This is a genomic window from Bacteroidales bacterium (assembly GCA_035299085.1).
Taxonomy (GTDB): Bacteria; Bacteroidota; Bacteroidia; order Bacteroidales; family UBA10428; genus UBA5072.
Map to the genome: position 1 here is coordinate 1 of DATGXG010000052.1, position 19,539 is coordinate 19,539.

At 44.2% G+C, this 19,539-nt stretch carries 10 protein-coding genes and 1 tRNA gene; 3 read left to right on the forward strand and 8 right to left on the reverse strand.

The features are described 5' to 3' along the window. Positions 1–149 precede the first annotated feature (149 nt). Positions 150–220 (reverse strand) — tRNA-Cys (locus VK179_17315). A gap of 151 nt (positions 221–371) precedes the next feature. On the opposite strand from VK179_17315, the gene VK179_17320 reads away from it, so the two are divergent. From VK179_17320 to VK179_17330, 3 genes are all read left to right on the forward strand, one after another. Next, positions 372–3,347, forward strand: a complete 2,976-nt coding sequence (locus VK179_17320; protein HLO60515.1) for a CUB domain-containing protein — start codon at positions 372–374, stop codon at positions 3,345–3,347. Between the two features lie 207 nt (positions 3,348–3,554). Beyond that, positions 3,555–3,932: a GxxExxY protein gene (locus VK179_17325; GenBank protein ID HLO60516.1), complete on the forward strand. Its 378-nt coding sequence runs from the start codon at positions 3,555–3,557 to the stop codon at positions 3,930–3,932. A 371-nt stretch (positions 3,933–4,303) separates the two neighbouring features. Further along, positions 4,304–6,394: a beta-L-arabinofuranosidase domain-containing protein gene (locus VK179_17330; protein ID HLO60517.1), complete on the forward strand. Its 2,091-nt coding sequence runs from the start codon at positions 4,304–4,306 to the stop codon at positions 6,392–6,394. 387 nt (positions 6,395–6,781) lie between these two features. On the opposite strand, the gene VK179_17335 is transcribed toward VK179_17330, so the two are convergent. From VK179_17335 to VK179_17365, 7 genes are all read right to left on the reverse strand, one after another. Continuing rightward, on the reverse strand, positions 6,782–8,614 hold the full coding sequence (locus tag VK179_17335) for a glycoside hydrolase family 2 TIM barrel-domain containing protein (GenBank protein ID HLO60518.1): 1,833 nt from the start codon (positions 8,612–8,614) through the stop codon (positions 6,782–6,784). 255 nt (positions 8,615–8,869) lie between these two features. After that, positions 8,870–10,024: a T9SS type A sorting domain-containing protein gene (locus VK179_17340; GenBank protein ID HLO60519.1), complete on the reverse strand. Its 1,155-nt coding sequence runs from the start codon at positions 10,022–10,024 to the stop codon at positions 8,870–8,872. A gap of 41 nt (positions 10,025–10,065) precedes the next feature. After that, positions 10,066–11,547, reverse strand: a complete 1,482-nt coding sequence (locus VK179_17345) for a glycoside hydrolase family 30 beta sandwich domain-containing protein (GenBank protein HLO60520.1) — start codon at positions 11,545–11,547, stop codon at positions 10,066–10,068. A 10-nt stretch (positions 11,548–11,557) separates the two neighbouring features. After that, positions 11,558–12,940, reverse strand: a complete 1,383-nt coding sequence (locus tag VK179_17350) for a DUF5016 domain-containing protein (protein ID HLO60521.1) — start codon at positions 12,938–12,940, stop codon at positions 11,558–11,560. A gap of 25 nt (positions 12,941–12,965) precedes the next feature. Further along, positions 12,966–14,480: a RagB/SusD family nutrient uptake outer membrane protein gene (locus VK179_17355; protein HLO60522.1), complete on the reverse strand. Its 1,515-nt coding sequence runs from the start codon at positions 14,478–14,480 to the stop codon at positions 12,966–12,968. An 11-nt stretch (positions 14,481–14,491) separates the two neighbouring features. Beyond that, on the reverse strand, positions 14,492–17,440 hold the full coding sequence (locus VK179_17360; protein HLO60523.1) for a TonB-dependent receptor: 2,949 nt from the start codon (positions 17,438–17,440) through the stop codon (positions 14,492–14,494). 356 nt (positions 17,441–17,796) lie between these two features. Further along, positions 17,797–19,455: a DUF6377 domain-containing protein gene (locus VK179_17365; protein ID HLO60524.1), complete on the reverse strand. Its 1,659-nt coding sequence runs from the start codon at positions 19,453–19,455 to the stop codon at positions 17,797–17,799. Positions 19,456–19,539 lie beyond the last annotated feature (84 nt).

Genomic DNA, 19,539 nt, shown 5'->3' on the forward strand with positions numbered 1-19,539 from the left:
ATTTTGTTCATAGTGGTAAGAGTAATAAATGAGTAATAAAGTTAAGAAATATTTGATTTTGGGTACCTCTTAATGTATATTTATTTTATGGAATTGCCTATAAAACAAAAGGATTGAAGTTTATTACTTCAATCCTTTATAATCCTAAGAGGTCTCTGGCGGATTTGAACCGCCGTACGCGGTTTTGCAGACCGCTGCCTAACCCCTCGGCCAAGAGACCAATCAATAAGGTAATCGCGGCAAAGATAAAAATTAATTTGATTTGGAAGTCCGTTCACGGAATTTCAAAAGCACTCCATCAATTTTCTTTGGTTATTGGCCTCTTAATTACTATTATTGAGCAGATTCCGGTTCCATTTCACTTTCATCACATGAAAAAATTAACCTTTCTTTTCGTCCTGTGCTCTTTGTCGGTTTATGCATTCTCTCAACCTGCACCCGACTGGAATGGAAAGGTGATGACAGTCCGCGGTCTCATTTCACCGGATTCTATGGGAATCACACTTCCCCATGAACACCTCATCATCGTTCATAAATATAACTACCTCGACCTTACCGATGAAAACATTGCCATTGAAGAACTCGGATATTTCACCGGTGCCGGAGGAAAAACAGTGGCTGACGCTTCCGCAATCGGTATCGGAAGAAACCCTGAAAAACTGAAAACGATTTCCACGGCCACCAATACCAATGTGATTATGTGCACGGGCTACTATAAAGACCAGTGGATTCCCGATTCGATAAAATGCAAATCAGTTGAGCAATTAACTGACATCATCATTAACGATATTTTCAATGGCATTAACGGCATTCATGCGGGTTTCATCAAAATCGGCATAAGTAAGCCGATCACCGATTTTGAAGAAAAGGCCGTCAGGGCTGCAGCACGAGCACAGAAAATTACCGGAGCCGCTGTAGAACTTCATTTCGACGGTGACAGGGCAACCTTTGCAGAAAGAAACCATGTACTCGATGTGATCGAAAATGAAGGCGCCGACCTGCACAGGGTTATTATGAATCATTGCGTACCCTATGTTTACTGGGTAAATGATTATATTACCATAGCCAACCGGGGTTGTTATATTGCCTTTGACATGATCGGGCTTGAAGTGCGTGTAGGTTACATTGATGTGCTCAGGTTGCCTGAAACGCTGAATGCATTGATTGACGCAGGTTATCTGGATCATCTGCTGATCTCACAGGACGTCTGCTTTTCGGTATGCTACGTCAGAAACGGCGGTTACGGGTACGGGCATATCTTGAACGATATTGTCCCTGAATTAAAAGCAAGCGGGATTACAGATGATGAGTTGCATACTATTATGGTGGATAACCCCAAACAAATATTCCCTTTCAAAAGTACTCCTGATGCCGGTGGTTGCGTTTCAGCAACATACACAACCACTTCGGGAAATGTTACCGACAACAGCGGTGCATCGGATTATACCAATAATCTGACCTGTTCCAAGCTGATCCAACCGGAAAACAGTGGATCGGTAACCCTGTTTTTTAATTCCTTTAATACGGAACCTGATCATGATGTGGTCAGGGTTTACGACGGTGAGACTACATCATCACCCCTCATCGGACAATTCAGCGGTAATTCACTTCCACCAGCCATTACTTCTTCCGGAAGCAGTATGCTGGTTGTTTTTACCACCAATGGAAGCGTTACCCGACCGGGATGGAGCGCAACCTATTACGGCAATGCCCCTGTTGGTTATAACGGGCCCTGCGTAAATCAGTTTTTTGCTGAAGAAACCGGTGTAATAACCGATAACAGCGGAGGTTTGAATTATTATACGAATATGGCGTGCCAGAAGCTGATAAAAGTTCAGGAGGCATCAGGAATCGAACTGAAATTCGGTTCTTTTGCTACTGAGTCAGGATATGATATTGTGAGGGTATATGACGGTGAAACAATTTCTTCGCCTTTACTTGGAGAATTCAGCGGTACAAGCATACCTCCCGACGTTACCTCTTCAGGGAACAGTATGCTGATTACCTTTACTACTGATGGCGGAGTTGAACTGGCCGGATGGAGCGCTACATACACTGCCAAATTATTAAAGTTCCGTCCAGTTTCTGATACTGTGGGTGCGAATTCAGGAACAACAACTGTTTCTGTTCATTCAACCGTCGATTGGTCACCCTCTGAAAATGAATCCTGGTTGAATGCAGTAAAAACAAATGATACCACATTTTCTGTGGTGTATGATGAAAATTTCAGCCTGCAACCCCGCTCAGCGATCATTATGATTTCAGGAGACGGGGTGAATCCATGCCTTTTTACAATCAATCAGAAGGGAGCCGAGCCGTCGATTTCCGTATCCCCCGATTCACAAATCGTGGATTATCATGAAGGTAATACTCAATTTTCGGTCGTGTCAAATATCGAATGGACCGTTAATGAAACTGCTTCGTGGTTAACGGCTGGAAAATCAGGTAACAATATTACTGTTGAGTTTGAAGAAAACAAAACAATCTCCGAACGCTTGGCTGAAATAATTGTAAGTGGCGAAGGTGCCGAGTCACAAGTGGTAACTGTTACACAGCAGGGAGGCCCTCCTTTCCTGGAAGTGAGCCCGGACACACAAACAGTTGCATGTGATACTGGAAGAATACTATTTTCTGTTGAATCCAATATCGACTGGTTTGTAACCCCGGAAACTGAATGGATTCTTGCTGAAAAAGTAAATGACAGCACGATACTCGTAAAGTTTACGGCCAATCCCCTGGTTTTGAACCGGAATGCGGTGATATGGGTTGGTGGTGAAGGCGTTTCATCGCAGGCATTTGTACTGGTACAATCCGGTGCCCTGCCTGCACTGAGTGTTTTACCGGCGTCCAGATCAGTTGAATCTCTTTCAGGAACCACCAGTTTTATGGTTTCATCCAATATCAACTGGAATGTTGAGGATAAGGCAGGTTGGCTGGCCGCATTAAAGCAGAATGATACCACAATCAGTATCATATTCCAGGAAAACCCGGATACCGCTAACCGGTCTGCTGAAATTCTGGTGACCGGTGAAGGAGTGGATACGGTTTCATTGCTTGTTGTACAGGACGGAGCGTTACCGGATCCGGTTGTGTCTGAGGATGCTGACCATTCGCTAAAAGTCTATCCTAATCCTGTTTCGGGTAGTGCATGGTTCGTATATGAAAGCGGAGTGGCAGTGATGATTGCCTTATATGATCCGGCAGGTAAAATGATCATGCAGGTGAATGATGAAGATAGTAACGGTGCCTCGGAAATTGATCTTTCAGACTTAAATCCGGGGATATATATATACCGCGTTACAGGCGGAAAGGGAGGAATAAGTACAGGCAAAATTGTGAAGAAATAATTCAGAACGCCACAGTGTCAACTCTGCGGCTCTGCGAGGAATTTCTCGCGTGAGTTACTTAGAGCAATACTTCTGATACCTGCGGCATCGTTGGATTTCTCGCAGAGTCGCAGAGTCGCAGAGTATGTGTGCTTCGCACACATCGAAGAGACGCAATTATATACTCAGTGAAAACGTAGAGTTTCTAAATTTTATATTTATATTCTTATGTTAGAAAATGAGTTATCAGGAATGATAGTTGATTGCTGCTATCGTATTCATTGCGAACTTGGCCCGGGTTTGCTGGAATCTGTTTATGAAAGCGCGTTGTGTTATGAATTAAAACAATCCGGATTTAATTTCATTCAACAACAACCTATTCCGGCTTTTTACAAAGGTGTAAATCTAAATCTTGGTTTTCGGGCGGATATTATAGTAGAAAATAAAGTTCTGATTGAGATAAAAAGTGTAGAAATCCTGATGCCAGTGCACAAAAAGCAGTTGCTCACGTATCTGAAATTGTCCCGTCTAAAACTTGGTCTGTTAATCAACTTCAATGAAGTGCTGATTAAAGACGGAATTACCAGAATTGTCAATAATCTGTAAATTATCCAACATCAAGACGCCGCAGACGTCAACTCTGCGTCTCCGCAGCTCTGCGAGGAATTTCTCGCGAGAGTTACTTGGAGCAATACTTCTGATGCCTTCGGCATCATTGGATTTCTCGCAGAGCCGCAGAGGCGCAGAGTATGTGTGCTTCGCACACATCGCAGAGACGCAAATATTATTATTCAAATAATTTCTGGTAGAATTTAAGAGAATATGCGAGTTAAACTGAGACGCCGCAGGCGTCAACTCTGCGTCTCCGCGGCTCTGCGAGAAATAAAGTGCGCAGAGCCGCAGAGGCGCTGAGAAAACGCAGAGTATTAATTACTCTGTGAGATAAATGTGCTAACTTGGAGTATAATTCTGAACCTATGAACCGGTCAATATTATTACTCCTGGTAATCCTCTTTACCGGCTGCTCCCGCGAGAAAAAACCCGCCCTCTACCTTCAGAACCGGGCACCCCTCATTGAAAAAACCTATCTCGAACTACCCCTTGGCGCTATAAAACCCCGGGCATGGCTACTCGACCAGCTCATCCGCCAAAAGAACGGCCTTACCGGACACCTCGACGAAGTGTATTCACAGGTTGTTGGTCCCCGTAACGGCTGGTTAGGGGGCCACGGTGACGGATGGGAGCGCGGTCCTTACTGGATCGACGGTCTCCTGCCTCTCGCCTATATTCTCGATGACTCTGTGCTTAAAGCCAAAGTAAAACCCTGGATCGAATGGACACTCAATAACCAGCGCGAAGACGGTTACCTCGGCCCTGTTCCGTTTAAAACGGAACCTCCCTTTGAACCGGGACTGCAGAAAAGCCAGCGCGAGGACTGGTGGCCCAAAATGGTGATGCTGAAGGTACTGATGCAATATTACAATGCTACATCCGATCCCAGGGTTATCAAAGCCCTTACGGCCTACTTCCGGTACCAGTTGAAGACACTGCCGGAGACTCCACTGGATCACTGGACTTTCTGGGCTAACCAACGTGGAGGCGATAATATGATGGTCGTTTACTGGCTGTATAATATAACCGGTGATCCGTTTCTGCTTGAACTGACTGATTTGCTTGCCAAACAGACTTTTCCATGGACAACGGTTTTTTTAAACAAAGAAAATTATACAGAACTGACGTCCCCCTGGCAATATTTCGACCTTAAAACCTATCCGTTTGACACGGCCCAGATCAACAGCCTTACCGTTTCACAGATGGGCGGAATGCACGGTGTTAACCTTTGCCAGGGCATTAAGGAACCGCTGGTATATTACCAGCAACATCCGGACAGGAAATATTACAACTCGGTAAAGAAAGCATTCCTGGATATCCGTAAATATCACGGCCAGCCGCAGGGTATGTTTGCCGCTGATGAAGGCCTTCATGGAAAAAACCCTGTGCAGGGAATTGAATTCTGCTCCATCGCCGAAATGATGTTCTCTCTTGAAACCATGCTGGCTATTACGGGCGACATGGAATTCGCCGACCAGGTCGAAAAGATCGCTTACAATGCACTGCCAACCCAGGCATCCGATGATTTTAATACCCGGCAGTATTTCCAATCGGCCAACCAGGTGGAGCTTTCCGACAGGCTGTCGGTTTCCTATCTTACAACCGGTCATCAATACACCGATTATGTTTTTGGATTGCTCAGCGGGTATCCCTGCTGTACTTCAAACATGCACCAGGCATGGCCCAAGTTTGTGCAGAATATGTGGTATGCCACTACCGACAGGGGAGTGGCAGCATTGCTCTATGGGCCGAGTGAAGTCAGTCTTCTGGTGGGCGACAGTATCAAAGCTCATATCATAGAAACCACCGGCTACCCGTTTTGGGATAATATACGTTTTTCAGTGAAACTTGACAAAAGCGGTAGATTTCCTTTTCATCTCAGGATGCCGTCATGGTCTGCAAAAGCAGAAATTTCAATTAATAACACCCCCTGGAATGGAGAAATAGTGAACCATGTGGCGATAATAGATCGGGAATGGAAGAACGGTGATGAGATTTACCTTAAACTTCCTATGCAGATGAAATGCTCAAGGTGGTACGATTTTGCTGCTTCCATAGAAAGAGGACCGCTTGTTTATGCATTGAAAATTGATGCGGAATCAAAAATCAGGGACAGGAAAGATCAATTCGGGCCGTTTACAGAATTTTACCCGACAAGTAAATGGAATTTTGCTCTGTATAGCAGCGACCTGCTGCATGCTGATTCAGTTTACCAAATACAAGAACGTCATTGGGAAGGCGACGTTTATCCCTGGAACCTCGAAAACTGCCCGGTATCGATAATTGCCCGGGCTGCCGATTACCCCGAATGGCAATTGCAGAATGGAATTCCTGTCTTCCCTGCATGGTGGGGACGAAAGGCAGATGAAAAGGAATTGGTGCCCGTAACGCTTGTGCCCTATGGATGCACAACGCTGAGGATTACGGAATTTCCGGTGTTTGAACGAAGCAATTAAGGAATTAAGTTTTTAAGGCCTAAGAGATCCGGTAAATGCTGGGAATAAATGGTAGCTGTGCTAGGCGAAGTTTTCAACTTCGTCTGAACGGAACATCATTTATAAGTTAATTAACTTTCTGTTACGTATAGACGAAGTCACAGACTTCGTTTAGCACTGGTATAGAAGAATCGCTCCGTTCGGCCGAGGTTCTACCTCGGTCGGACATATCTATTCAGACTACGCCTGAATTTAATTGATTTAATCAGGCAGAGCCTGATAAGATATGTTCGACTAAGGCAGAGCCTTAGCCGAACGTGGGGGTATAGACGAATCGCTTAGCACAGACAATGGTCCTTTGAAATGGTTTGCCTGTGCGGGCAGATTGCTTCTGACCGTAGGAACCGGTCATCGCAATGACGGCTGGCTTAACGTTTCTCTCACTTCCAGATTCACTTTCCTCACCCGTTCCTCATTCAGCTTTATTACTTTGCGGTCATAGGTCATCAGGCCGTTCACTTCGATTTCCACATCAGTGGTTTGGGTGTAAATAGCGGCTGAGTAACAGGTCGGCACAAGCGCTTTCAGTTTTTCTGCAAGCTTTACATAGGCATCCGTGGCTTCTTCGGAAGTCTTATATTGAACATATCCCCAGTTACGGCCGGTTTCCCAGAGATGACCTTCCAAAGCGAGCCCAATACCGCCGTACTCACCCAGCACGCAGGCACGTTTGCCATCGAACATGGCCATTACCGGATCAGGATAATTGTGAATGTCGAGCATGTCACCGGTGTCATAATGATTGCCGCCACTTGCGGGATTCACAAGACGTGAAGGATCATAGATCTTTGTCCATTCCACAATTTCAGGGGTTTTAAACTGGCCCCAGGCTTCGTTAAATGGAACCCAGGTTACCACACATGGATTCGAGTAACACAAATCGATGATCTCTTTCCATTCTCTCCTGTAATTTTCTTCAGACACGGCTGAGCGCTGCATTTCCTTTCCATTGAAGTAATTTCTTGTCTGCCACTCCGGGGAGTCATCACCACTAGGCATATCCTGCCATACCAGCATGCCAAGCCTGTCGCAATGATAGTACCAACGGGCCGGTTCAACCTTCACATGTTTGCGGATCAGGTTAAATCCGAAATCCTTTGTCTTTTGTATGTCGAATGCAAGAGCTTCATCGGTAGGCGCGGTATATAAACCATCCGGCCACCATCCCTGGTCGAGCGGCCCGTACTGAAAATAGTTTTTATTGTTAAGCTGTAACCTCACCACTCCCTTGTCATCTCTTTTAACCGAAATCTTACGCATGCCGAAGTAACTTTTCACCAGGTCGGCGGCAACTCCGTTCCTGATCAGTGAAACCTGGAGATCATAAAGAAATGGGGTCTCAGGGCTCCAGAGTTTAGCCCCGGGAACGGTGACAAGTACTTCCTGACCTACGGCTGCTTTAGCCGTGCTAACCAGCTTTCCCTGGTCCAGGATTTTTACTTCCACTAAATCTCCGGGCATCATGCCCTGAATTTCAGGCTTCACAGTCAATGTACCGCCGTCAATATCCGGAACTGTTTTGAGACCTGAAATATAGGCAGTATTCACCGGTTCAATCCACACCGTCTGCCAGATGCCGGTAACCGAAGTATACCAGATGGATTGCGGCTTTTTAACCTGCTTTCCATGAGGCTGGTATCCCTCATCCGAAGGGTCCCACACTCTTACAACCAGCTGTTGATTCCCGGTTTTATTCAGCCATGGGGTGAGATCTATTGAAAAGGGCGTATAACCTCCTGAATGCGATCCGATCTTCACATTGTTGAGCCACACATCGGCTTTCCAGTCGACCGCTCCGAAATTTAACATGATGTGTTTCCCTTTCCATGGGGCCGGAACTGTAAAAGAACGACGATACCACAATTCGTTTTCAGGTCCCACCTTACCCTGGACCCCCGAAAGGCTCGATTCAATGGCAAATGGTACCAGAATACTTCCTTCATATTTCTCAGGTGTACCGTGCCCTTTCGGAAGCACGGCGAAATCCCATAAACCGTTCAGGTTTTGCCACTGATCCCTTACAAGTTGGGGCCTCGGATACTCAGGCAGGGGATTGACGGGATCAACTTTATCTGACCATATTGTCCGGATTCTTGTGCCGACGGGTTTCCACTGTTGGGCGGGTGTAACTAATGCAAGAAATGAGAAGAACATGAAAAGCAGGATACGCAATGAGTTCATTGTATAATAATTAAATTAAGGGTTGAGGAATGAGGGATTGGACATCGAATATAGTGAAAAAACAGATACCGGATACTGGATATTTGATACTGGATGCCTTCGGTCTCATACGTCCCAAAGGTCACATAGGTCCCAGAAGAAACACCAAACACCGAACACTGATTTTTGATTTAAGAAGTTTTGGCTGGATGCAGGCAAAAAAAGGGGACCACATGGTCCCCCTTTCTGCAAATAAGCCACTAAAAACCAGGTTCATTACGGAACCATTACTTTCTGAACTTTATTATCTACACGGATGATGTATACACCTGTGTTTAATGAACGCGACATGAAAGTGCCCCGGGTGCGGACATTTTGTAATACGCGTCCCTGGATGTCAATTACGGCTACGTCTTTTTCAACACCTTCTACAACCACACTACCATTCTTTACATAAATATGATTGGTAACATTATCGGTTTCCTGAACAGGGGTAGGAGTTTCATATACGGCCTTCCAGAAGGCAACTGTAATGTCAAAAGTAGGTCCGTCAAGGAATGATGCAGTGCGATCGGCAACTGATTCTCCTGCTTCATTTTTGGCTTCTTCCCAATCCCAACCCGGATGATTGTATACTTTGAACGAAATATCAGCTGCATGAATCGTAATAGTGTATGTTGTATCCGTTACTTTAGTTGCCTGTACAGCATTGTCGGGATTCCAGCTTACAAAATCGCCAATGATCCAAACTTCAGGAGTTCCTTCGGGAACTTTGATGTTCAGAACAATATCTCCTACATTATTAGGATTGAATATAGCGTCGAATTCCTCGCATGTAACCACATTCCCGTCCATGTATTTATAATTGGCGTCATTCGATTGCTGATATGACCATCCTGGTCCTGCAACAAATTTGAATTCTAAGGCTGTGGTATCGAGTGTATAAATTTTAAGCATGAATTCCTTGCCATCAGCAGTAGAATCTACCATTTCCATAGGATTGGCAATTGGATCCCATCCATTAAAATTTCCGGTAAGATTCAGCTGAAACACTTCAGCAGGCACCAGAACATCAATGGTTACAGAATCGGCAAGGGTTGTGTCATAATATGCCTTAAATTCATCAACACGTGTAATACTGTCAGTAGAATACCTGAAATTAGCAGCCTGAACCTGCTCATACTTCCAGGCCGGACCTGTAAGGAATTTGAACTCAATACCTGCTGTGTCGGCTGCTTCAAAATCGTATGTGAACGTTGTATCGGTTACCCGCGTCATCAGGGTACCCGGCTCACTCCAGTTGTTGACTGTACCGGCAATGTAAACTACCTGTACGCTATCGGCAACAGTCACCTGTATCTGGCGTGACTGTGCAAAGCTCATTGTGGTGAGCAGCGTTAAAATCAAAAATGGTAAAATTCTTTTTTTCATGTTTAATGGATTTTTAGTTAGTAAAAGGAATTAGTAAAAAATTATTTTTTCCACCTGCATGAGGCAATGCTCTTCGGCGGAATGGTTATCGGAAATGAATGACTACCGTCTTCAATCGTCATTTTAACCTGACTTGCATTTTCGTTCAGCAATACCACACCATAGGTACCATCCGTATTTTCAGCCGCCGTCATAGTCAATCCGTCAGCTTTGTAACCATTAAAGCCAATCCGGTGTGCACCAGTTGATATAGCCTTCGATAAGCCGGCAATAACATAAAAATGGGTTTTCCGGTCAAGTGTGGCATAGTCTGATGACCTGATCTCTATGGCGCCGAAACAGGTGTTACAACCGCCGGGCCGGTTAGGAGCACCGTTTTCATCAAGAAGAAGATTCCATACAATCACAGCTTTGTTGAAATTATTAAGGGTGCCAATACCCAGTTCACGCATACTCCAGATCAGGTCGCCCTCAAAGGAGTAATTCCAGGTGCCGATTGACATTTCTGTGAAGTATAAGTTTTTATCCGGAAAGGCATTATGGACATCAAGCATTTCAGCCTTATCACCGCCGTAGGCATGATATGCTGCGCCATCCACGTATTTGGCCGCATCAGCAATGGCATATATTTTCTTGGGGTAATCGATCTGATCGGCCACATTATCGTAGTTGTAATTGTGATCAAAGACAATGATTTTTGTTTTAATCCCTGCCTCTTCAAACTTCGGGCCCAGTGCGCTTTTTATAAATTCAGCCTGTTCCTGCCAGGTCATGTAAAGTGACATGGAATTTCCCCGGTTCAAGGGCTCATTCTGAATGGTGATGGATTCAATGGGAATCCCTTCCTGTTCCATAGCCTGGATGAATTTTACGAAATACGTAGCGTAATCCTGGTAATAGGCAGGATTCAGCTGACCGCTTGTCCAGTGATCATAAGGCTGTTTATCAGCCAGGTTGTTCACTTTCATCCATTTGGGACAACTCCAGGGAGAACCCATAATCTTTAACCGGGGATTGATGGCAAGGATTTCTTTCAGAACCGGGATCAGGTCACGTCTGTCTAATTCAGGCATCTTGAAATTATCAATTCCCGGAGTATCCCACCATGTATATTCATTGAGCGAAAAGTCGGATGCTCCAATGGAGATCCTTACATAACTGAAGCCGGCGCCATTCACTGTATCAAAAACTTCATGAAGAAGTTTGGAACGGTTTGCTTCAGTCATATGAAGAAGGTTATAACACGTTGAACCTGTAATCGCTGCTCCGAATCCGTCAATTTCCTGGTAACGGTTAGCCGGGTTCAGTGTCACAGTGGTGGCAATGTCCATATTGGGTGTAGTGTTGAAATGCAGGTCAACAGTATCGAACAACCGTGATTTATCAGCGGAGGTTATATACATTTTGCCGTCGGACTTTACCTCAGGATCATTACCACTATTTCCCTTGTCATTTCCCCGTTCACAGGTCGGTGAAAGCAGACCGACAAAGGCAATAAGACTGATAATCAGAAAATTCTTCATTGAGCTATAATTAATTAATCTTTACAGGAGTCATTGTCTTATTATTCATGTCAAGGGTTACACGGTATACCCCTTCGAATGCTGTTGTCCCGCCATTCACGTTTCCGTATTTCCCTTCAACCCATAAACCGTAAAGTGGTTCACCGACAGTATACAGTGAGGCGTTAATTTCGTGGTCGGCATCCCACCAACCCCGTTTAAAGAAGTATTTAAAATCGAGGGTGCCATAGCTTCCATCCGGAGTGTTTTTCATATAAGCCGTAAACTGGTAAACGCCTTCGGAAATCCTGACGCAAGGCACGTAATCAAACGGTGTGTTCCAGTTCCAGCTCGTGGTTATGGTGTACGGAGATGAAGGCCTGCCAAGTCCGGTACCGCATACCCACAGAGCTTCGGGATAAATTACCTCGGATTGGGGTTCAACATACAGGTAATTGCCGTCGACATAATAGTAGGCTTTATAAATGCCTGTGGGACCAATGAATTTTGCGGTGTTATCACCTGTGACTTCAAAGTAATCCGGAGCCAGGCTGTTACTAAGGTTTGTAATTCCGGTAAAGGTTATTTCAAGATCTTTGCCGAAATAAACATTTCCGCCTTTAAAGTTTTTTCCCGCCATTAACATCGATGACAAATCGTTGCTGATATCCAGTGTTGTCACCGGTTCAAGCGGCTTTCCGGTGAAAGTGGTTGTCAGTGCAATGGCATCAAATGTGATTTGAGTTATGCTTATCAATCCAGGGTCAGAAATTTCGATATAGTCGTCATCAATAGTAACGAGGTTGATCCCCCCGTCTTTAAACCCGAATACGAGACCGGTCCAGTCGACTTTATTGAATTTATTGATCTTTGTGGCCAATCGGAATTTAAGGGTCGAACCATATGACATGTTGGTGCCCCTGAAGATTAAGTTTGCAGAATCCACCAATGCCATTTTATAGGTGGTTCCTGTTTCCGGAACAATATACAACTGTGTAATCACCGGGCGTTTCGCAACCGTGCTGCTGATGATGGTGTCTGTTGTGTAACCGTCAACATTTATCGAGGTGAGGTAAACTTTCACTGCAGAGTTGTCAAGCGCATCGGGACCAAACGGTATTTTATACTTTCGGGTAACCTGGCTTTCATTTCCTTTGGTTCTGACACTTTCCTGAGTAACTACCTCATTGTTCAGTACAACCTGTACCTCAAGCGTTGAAAGAGGGGTTACCCTGTCGGAAAGCTGAACGGATAGTGTTATTGAATCATTATAATTTATGGTTGATTCCGCCACTTCGGCCTGTGTAAAGACAGGGAAGGATTTGGGATAGGTCACCAGTTCCGGGTCTTTTTCACAACCGGCAATGAAAATCGCCAGAATTAACAATGCAGTCGCCTGGTATATATTTTTCATAAAATGTTGATTTATTCGTTAATTTCTAATATCCCGGATTCTGAACAAGAGATGGGTTGATATCAACCTGCGATTGAGGGATCGGTAAATAGATTGAGTTTTCGGTAACCGGATCCATGGCTAACCTGCCCGGATCACGCTGGTTCAGTGTATTCAGCACATCATAAACCTTTCCGGTTCTGACAAGGTCAAACCAACGCTGGCCCTCAAATGCAAGCTCAAGTCTCCTTTCGTTGAGCACAGCATTCATCATAGCGTCCTGAGTGCCTGTTTGTGCGGATCCTAAAGGTCCAAGCCCCACCCTGGCTCTTATTCTCCTTACAATATCAGCAGCTGCGGTTAAATCTCCAAGAGCCGTATAAGCTTCAGCCTTTAAAAGCAGGATATCGGCAAGCCTGAGTTTGATTATGCTGTTGAATTTTGAAGGGAATTTATGCATGAACCAGTATTGATCGGATGGATAATGATTACTCCATGCAACACTGGCTTGTACCATTGTAATACGTTTTCTGACTATATCACCCTGTTTATCGAAAGCAGCAATCAAATCACGGGTAGGCGTCATCCATTTTGCCCAATCGTATACACTGGCCGGATCGGTTTCATCCACTCCAAACATCCAGGTATTCCAATTGCCACCGTCTGCAAACGTGATTTCAAAGATTGACTCTGACGAATTTCTTAACCGTACGTCGGTCTTTGAATCATTCACCAGGAACAAGTCACCGTAACTTGATACAAGAGAAACATCGGGTTCAACCAGTTCACAGTATTCAATAACTTTATTGTAATCTCTTACCGGCTGTTCAGCATACACCTTAGCCAGCAGGGCATTTGCAACTGTTCTTGAAAATTTGAATTTATTCGAAGGATCTATTGGCGGCGCTCCACCCGGTTCAAGGGCTGTTTCAAGGTCCGAAATAATCTGTGCATAAACTTCCTCAACAGTGTTTCTTGGAGGGTAATAAAGCGGATACACTTCCTCGATATTGCGGGAATTAATGGCAGGGGGCTCTGTCAGAATCATCGGAATTCCACCCCAGAGCCTTACCATATCAAACATGATCCAGGCACGCAGAATAAGTGCCTCTGACTTCCATTGTTTACGTTCTGCTGCAGTTAATGCAGGATCCGGCACCGAATCCACGTATACAATCACACTGTTTGCGTTACTGATCATTTCAAGGTAAGCTTTCCAGTCGCGTTCAATGTTTTTATTGATCCCATTCTGTTTTTGTTGTTCAAGCTGTGTGAGCTCTGCATCTGTTGCACCCCGGTATGCGTTATCAGAATGAGTCTCGGTATATACAAGGAAGTCGAGATTCCAGTTTTCAAGACCGTGATTTCCTTTAAGCTGGTTATAAACACCCTGGTACTGGGTAAACATATCCGCCCTTGTCCTGAACTTTAGTGTTCCCGATGTATCCTGACTGCCAAATACTATTTCACTGTAATCTGAAATAGGATCCTCGTTGAGGGAGCAGGACAAAAAGGGAGTTGCCAGAATGAAGATAAGTATATAATTAAATGTGTATTTCATCTCAATCCATTTTAGAATTCAAAATTTAAACCGAATACATAGCTTTTTGAGTGGGGATAGGTGCCCCAGTCGATTCCTTGCACGGTGGCATTGTCGGCATACTGGTTTACCTCAGGGTCAAAACCCTTGTAATTGGTGAAGGTGATCAGGTTTTCCGCAGTAAAATAAGGCTGAACATAAGAGAATCCGATTTTCTTAAGAAGCTTGCCTGTATACATGTAGGATATAGTTAAAGTTTTCACCCGGAGATAACTGCCATCCTCAACAAAGCGGGTGGATGCCACCAAATTGTCTTTTGCCGATGTGGCCTTTGGCATATAAGTTATTTGTCCGGGCCGGCGCCAGCGGTCGAGTACTTTTGTCGACTGGTTTTTGGCATCATACATGCCTTCCGTTTCCATGCGTGAAGCATTGTAAATATCATTTCCCTGTGATCCCTGAAGTAAAATCATTAACGATATTCCTTTCCATGAAAAATTATTGGTCATTCCATAAATGAAATCAGGATTGGGATCACCGATATAAGTCTTATCCGAGAGAGTGATCTTACCGTCATGATTGATGTCCCTGAACTTCAGATTACCTGTTTCCGGATCAACGCCGTCGCTTATAAGGCCCCAGAATTTACTAATGGACTGTCCCGGAGTCATCCTTATGACATACTCACTCGTTGCTTCAGAGGTGTTTCCATAATAATACACCGGCTGAAGATGGAATTTTTCAACTTTGTTTCTGTTGAATGAAATATTGAAATCCGTTTCCCATTTAAATGCGTTCACAGAATTCTTTGTATTCACAGAGAATTCAATTCCTCTGTTTGACATCTCTCCTTCATTACGCAGGAGTGGATCCCAGGGTGCAGCCATTATGATATTGAACAGAAGGTTCTTCGTATATTTATAATATGCATCGGTTGACATAGTGAGCCTTCCTTTTAACAGGCTTATGTCCAATCCGAGGTTTGTTGTTGAAGTGGTTTCCCAGGTAAGATCAATGTTCTTCATATTGCTTCTAACCGGGTTAGGCACTGCATTGCTCTGTCCGGTATCCCACCATGCTCTTCTTTCAATACTATACATTTCAAGATAACCGTAATCGGGCAGCCCTGACTGATTACCGGTCTGTCCCCAACCTCCCCGTAGTTTCAGATCATGAAGCCAGGTGAATTGCTGCATGAAAGGCTCGGATGATATACGCCAGGCTGCTGAGAATGATGGAAAATATCCCCATTTATGACCCGGTGCAAGCTTAGAGGAGCCATCTGCCCTGAAATTCGCCGTAAACAGGTATTTGCTGTCGAAGTTATAGGTGAGTCTTCCTAAATACGACATAATATCCCAGTTGGATCCCGTAGTTCCTGTTCCCCACGGATCGATCTTGTTCCCTGCATTGAGTGTTTTAATCGCAGAATTCAGAAAATGAGAGGCCCCCATGTAACTCAATGACCATTTCGAAGACGTCCACGAAGTCCCAGCCATCAATCCGAGAGTGTGTTTGCCAAAAGCTTTGTCGGCAGTCAAAATATTGTCAAAAGTCAGCACAGTGTTAAGAGAACGGTTATCGGTGGCATTGCCGTACAAGCTCCTTCCATACGAAGTCTTTTTTGGATCAAGGAATGTTGAACCATGATTATATATCCGGTCGATGGCCATCGTGGATTTAAAATTCAGCCACGACGCAATTCTGAAATCTCCGCTAAGCGATCCGACAAACTGATTGTTGCTGTCTCTGTCATCTTCAGTTCTTGACATATTCTCAACTGGATGTGTAACCTGCGCCCCGTAAAAATTATTATAATATTGTCCGGGATTATTCGCGTCCCAAATAGGGGCGTATTTCGGAGTGTTTATAACAGACAGAATAACACCTGCCCTGTTTGAACCCGTTCCGGAAATGATTCCATTTTTTGCGTAATCGGAATAAGCTATATTGGAACTTACTTTGAGCCAGCTTTTTAACTGATTTTCGAAATTGGCTTTGAAATTGTACCTTGAAAAATAGGCTACTTTGATAACGCCAACTTCATTCAGATAACCTCCTGACAGGTAGTAGTTCATTTTTTCATTTCCTCCCGTAAATGAAATCTGGTAGTTCTGCACGGTTCCAAGGCGGTAAGTTTCATCAAACCAGTCGGTCTGATCGGTAAGTCCTTCGGGGATTGTAGCAGCCCCTATTTCATCCATGAGATCCTTATACTGTTGCGTATTTAACGACTTTATTTTCTCCTGTACCTGATTGAAGCCAAGACTGGAATTGAATGTGACAGAATTCCTGCCCCGCTTACCGCTTTTTGTAGTTATCAGCACTACGCCGTTGGCAGCTCTCGAACCGTATATTGCAGCAGATGAAGCGTCCTTAAGGATCTGCATCGATTCAATGTCATTCGACGACAAAAAACTGATTTCACTCATCGGAATCCCATCAACCACGTACAGAGGGTCATTGCTCGCGTTAATAGACGTATTGCCCCTGATTCTTACAACCAGCCCGGCTCCTGGTTCGCCGCTTGGCGACATCACCATGACACCTGCGGCTTTTCCCTGTATGGCAGAAGCAGCTGAAGACATTGGCCTCTCCTGGAGGTCGGATGTCGAAACCACCGCAACAGAGGTAGTGATATCTTTTTTCTTAACGGTTCCATAACCGATTACTACTACCTGTTCAATTTCATTTACTGCTTCAGAAAGAGTTACGTTTATATCTGCACTTCCATTAACAGTAATTTCCCTGGTTGTGTAACCGATCATTGAAAATGAAATGATGCTCTGATCAGGTACTGTAAGCGAAAATTTACCATTGATGTCTGTGATTTTCCCGTTATTGGTGCCCTTCTGAACAACAGTAACACCAATAAGAGGTGCATTGGCAGTGTCTTTGACCGTACCGCTAACCGTTACCTGCTGGGCAATAATTGAAGCGGACAGAAAGATGAATAAAAGAAAGAGTATATTTCTTTGCATAGACTTAGATTTATTTCAAAAAATCAAGAACGGTCGGGTTAATGGTTACAGTAAAACCGGATTTTTATAAAGGTAGAAGCGTCCCCACCGGTTTCAGTTTTCAGGTGGCTGAAATATAGATTTTTTGAACCCTTAACGAATATAACAATCAAGCAAAGAAATAGTTATTAGAATGGCAATATAGATTTTCTATAAAAGAAAGATGGGGAGAATTGGAGAGTGGGAGTGTGGGAGTCAGGGCCTGAATAGGGTGATCAGTAATATCGGTAATCGGTAGTTGTAAAATTCGTTTGTATAACAAGGACAAAAAAGATCAGAAGACCAACAGACCAGAAGACCAACGGACCAGGAGACAATTACGCTTCAACATTGATCCCTATCATTTTTACCTTTCGTTCAAAATCATCCCTGGGCATCAGGGCTTTGTTACGGATGCGTGTTCTATAATTATAAATGGTGTTCACCGAGTAACGAAGGAAGCTGGCTATTTTAGAACTGTCGGTGACACCCAGCCTGATGAGTGCGAATATACGCAGCTCGGTTGTCAGAAGCTCGTCATTCTTAATTTCAATCCTTTCGTTTTCAAGCAGAAGGGCATTAAACTGCTCTACAAAATTCGGAAAGAGGTGAAGGAAAGTATTATCAAAATTGCTGTAAAACTCTTTCAGTTCGGAATCAAAATAGTGGCTTGATTTCGTTACCTTGAAAAGATCTTCATTTTGTCCTGATGTTACTTTCCTGTGTACGAATTTCCTGAAGTCATCGAGCTTGTCGATATACGTAGAACACAGGTTCAGGAAGAAACCGATGTGTTCTTCCTTTGTACGGTTCGATTCGAGTAATTCGTGGTTCAGCGATTTCAGCTGGGCATTTACCCGTATGAGATCCTCATGCAGTTTCTGCATGGTAAGGTTGGCATCCTGTAAACTTTGCCTTGCCTTTGAAAGCCTTTTCATCTGGCTGTAAAGAAATATACTGGCGATTATAAGCGATATAGCCAAAAGAGTTATTACCAATGCATATAAACGAAGCTGCCGTTGCTGCTTTTCATTTTTAAGGCGGAAAGACTCGCTGATAAGGGGAAGGATCTTTGAGATCTCCACATACCGGAGCCGTGAATTGTAAAATTTGGCATCCTCAAGGGAATACATGATATAACGGTAAGCCAGGTCGATATCGTTTTTTTCATACAGGAGCACGGCCAGCAGGGTAAGGGAGACATTGTCCTTCACCGCGTTTTTTATATCCGAAATAGCAGATTTGATCAGGTACTTTTCCTCATCGACCGTATTTCCCTGTATCCGGAATGAAATGGCCCTGAGAAAAGCATACAGGGCATAATCTTCGCTTCCTTCCTTAACTCCGGAAATGAGGCGTGAATTAATCTTACGCGATTGTTCGAAATCACCTTTGTCCTGTAAGATCGCGGCCTGCCAGCGCAATGATTCTGATGATTTCGGATCGAGCAGGGCTACCAGGGTGTCGCGATAGGCGAAGGAAAGGATGTTGTATTTTTCAGCATTTGCCGGTAGGGCACTGTACAGGCCTAATTCAGCATATAATTGCTGCATGCATGCATAGTAATCGGTCAGTTGGCCGGGATTGAGATCCTGCTTCTTTACCTGTTTCAACACGTCAAGCGCTTCGAAATACATTCCGGAACCTGAAAATATCCGGGAAAGAGCGAAGCGTGATTCGTTGATGAGATCCGTGCGTTTCACTGATTCCGCCAGTTCAAGGTTTTTATTCATATAATGAAGGGCCGAATCGAATTTAAATTTGAGGTATTCTTTGTAAAGAAGTGAGTTTATGGCATAATGCTGCTCGGGCGACTGTTGTTTTGTTTCGAGCAGGGCATAAAGGCTTTTCAGCCGGCTTTCTTTCTGATGCATGTAAGTTCCGGCTGATTCCATTGTTTTATCCAAAACCTTAAGCAGGGAATCAACTTCGGATTGGCAAAAGCCTGCGCCGGACGAAAAAATCAGCAGCGTCAAAATTGCAACGGTTCTGAACATGTTACCGCAGTTTGAAACAAAGATATTTCTATTTTTAAAAGTTTAGAAGTTTAGTAGTTCAGAAGTTCATGCATTCAGTTCTCC

Coding starts and splice junctions, on each gene's coding strand:
- VK179_17345 (HLO60520.1), bottom strand. CDS start 11,547: ATGAAGAATTTTCTGATTATCAGTCTTATTGCCTTTGTCGGTCTGCTT.
- VK179_17325 (HLO60516.1), top strand. CDS start 3,555: ATGTTAGAAAATGAGTTATCAGGAATGATAGTTGATTGCTGCTATCGT.
- VK179_17350 (HLO60521.1), bottom strand. CDS start 12,940: ATGAAAAATATATACCAGGCGACTGCATTGTTAATTCTGGCGATTTTC.
- VK179_17320 (HLO60515.1), top strand. CDS start 372: ATGAAAAAATTAACCTTTCTTTTCGTCCTGTGCTCTTTGTCGGTTTAT.
- VK179_17330 (HLO60517.1), top strand. CDS start 4,304: ATGAACCGGTCAATATTATTACTCCTGGTAATCCTCTTTACCGGCTGC.
- VK179_17355 (HLO60522.1), bottom strand. CDS start 14,480: ATGAAATACACATTTAATTATATACTTATCTTCATTCTGGCAACTCCC.
- VK179_17340 (HLO60519.1), bottom strand. CDS start 10,024: ATGAAAAAAAGAATTTTACCATTTTTGATTTTAACGCTGCTCACCACA.
- VK179_17365 (HLO60524.1), bottom strand. CDS start 19,455: ATGTTCAGAACCGTTGCAATTTTGACGCTGCTGATTTTTTCGTCCGGC.
- VK179_17360 (HLO60523.1), bottom strand. CDS start 17,440: ATGCAAAGAAATATACTCTTTCTTTTATTCATCTTTCTGTCCGCTTCA.
- VK179_17335 (HLO60518.1), bottom strand. CDS start 8,614: ATGAACTCATTGCGTATCCTGCTTTTCATGTTCTTCTCATTTCTTGCA.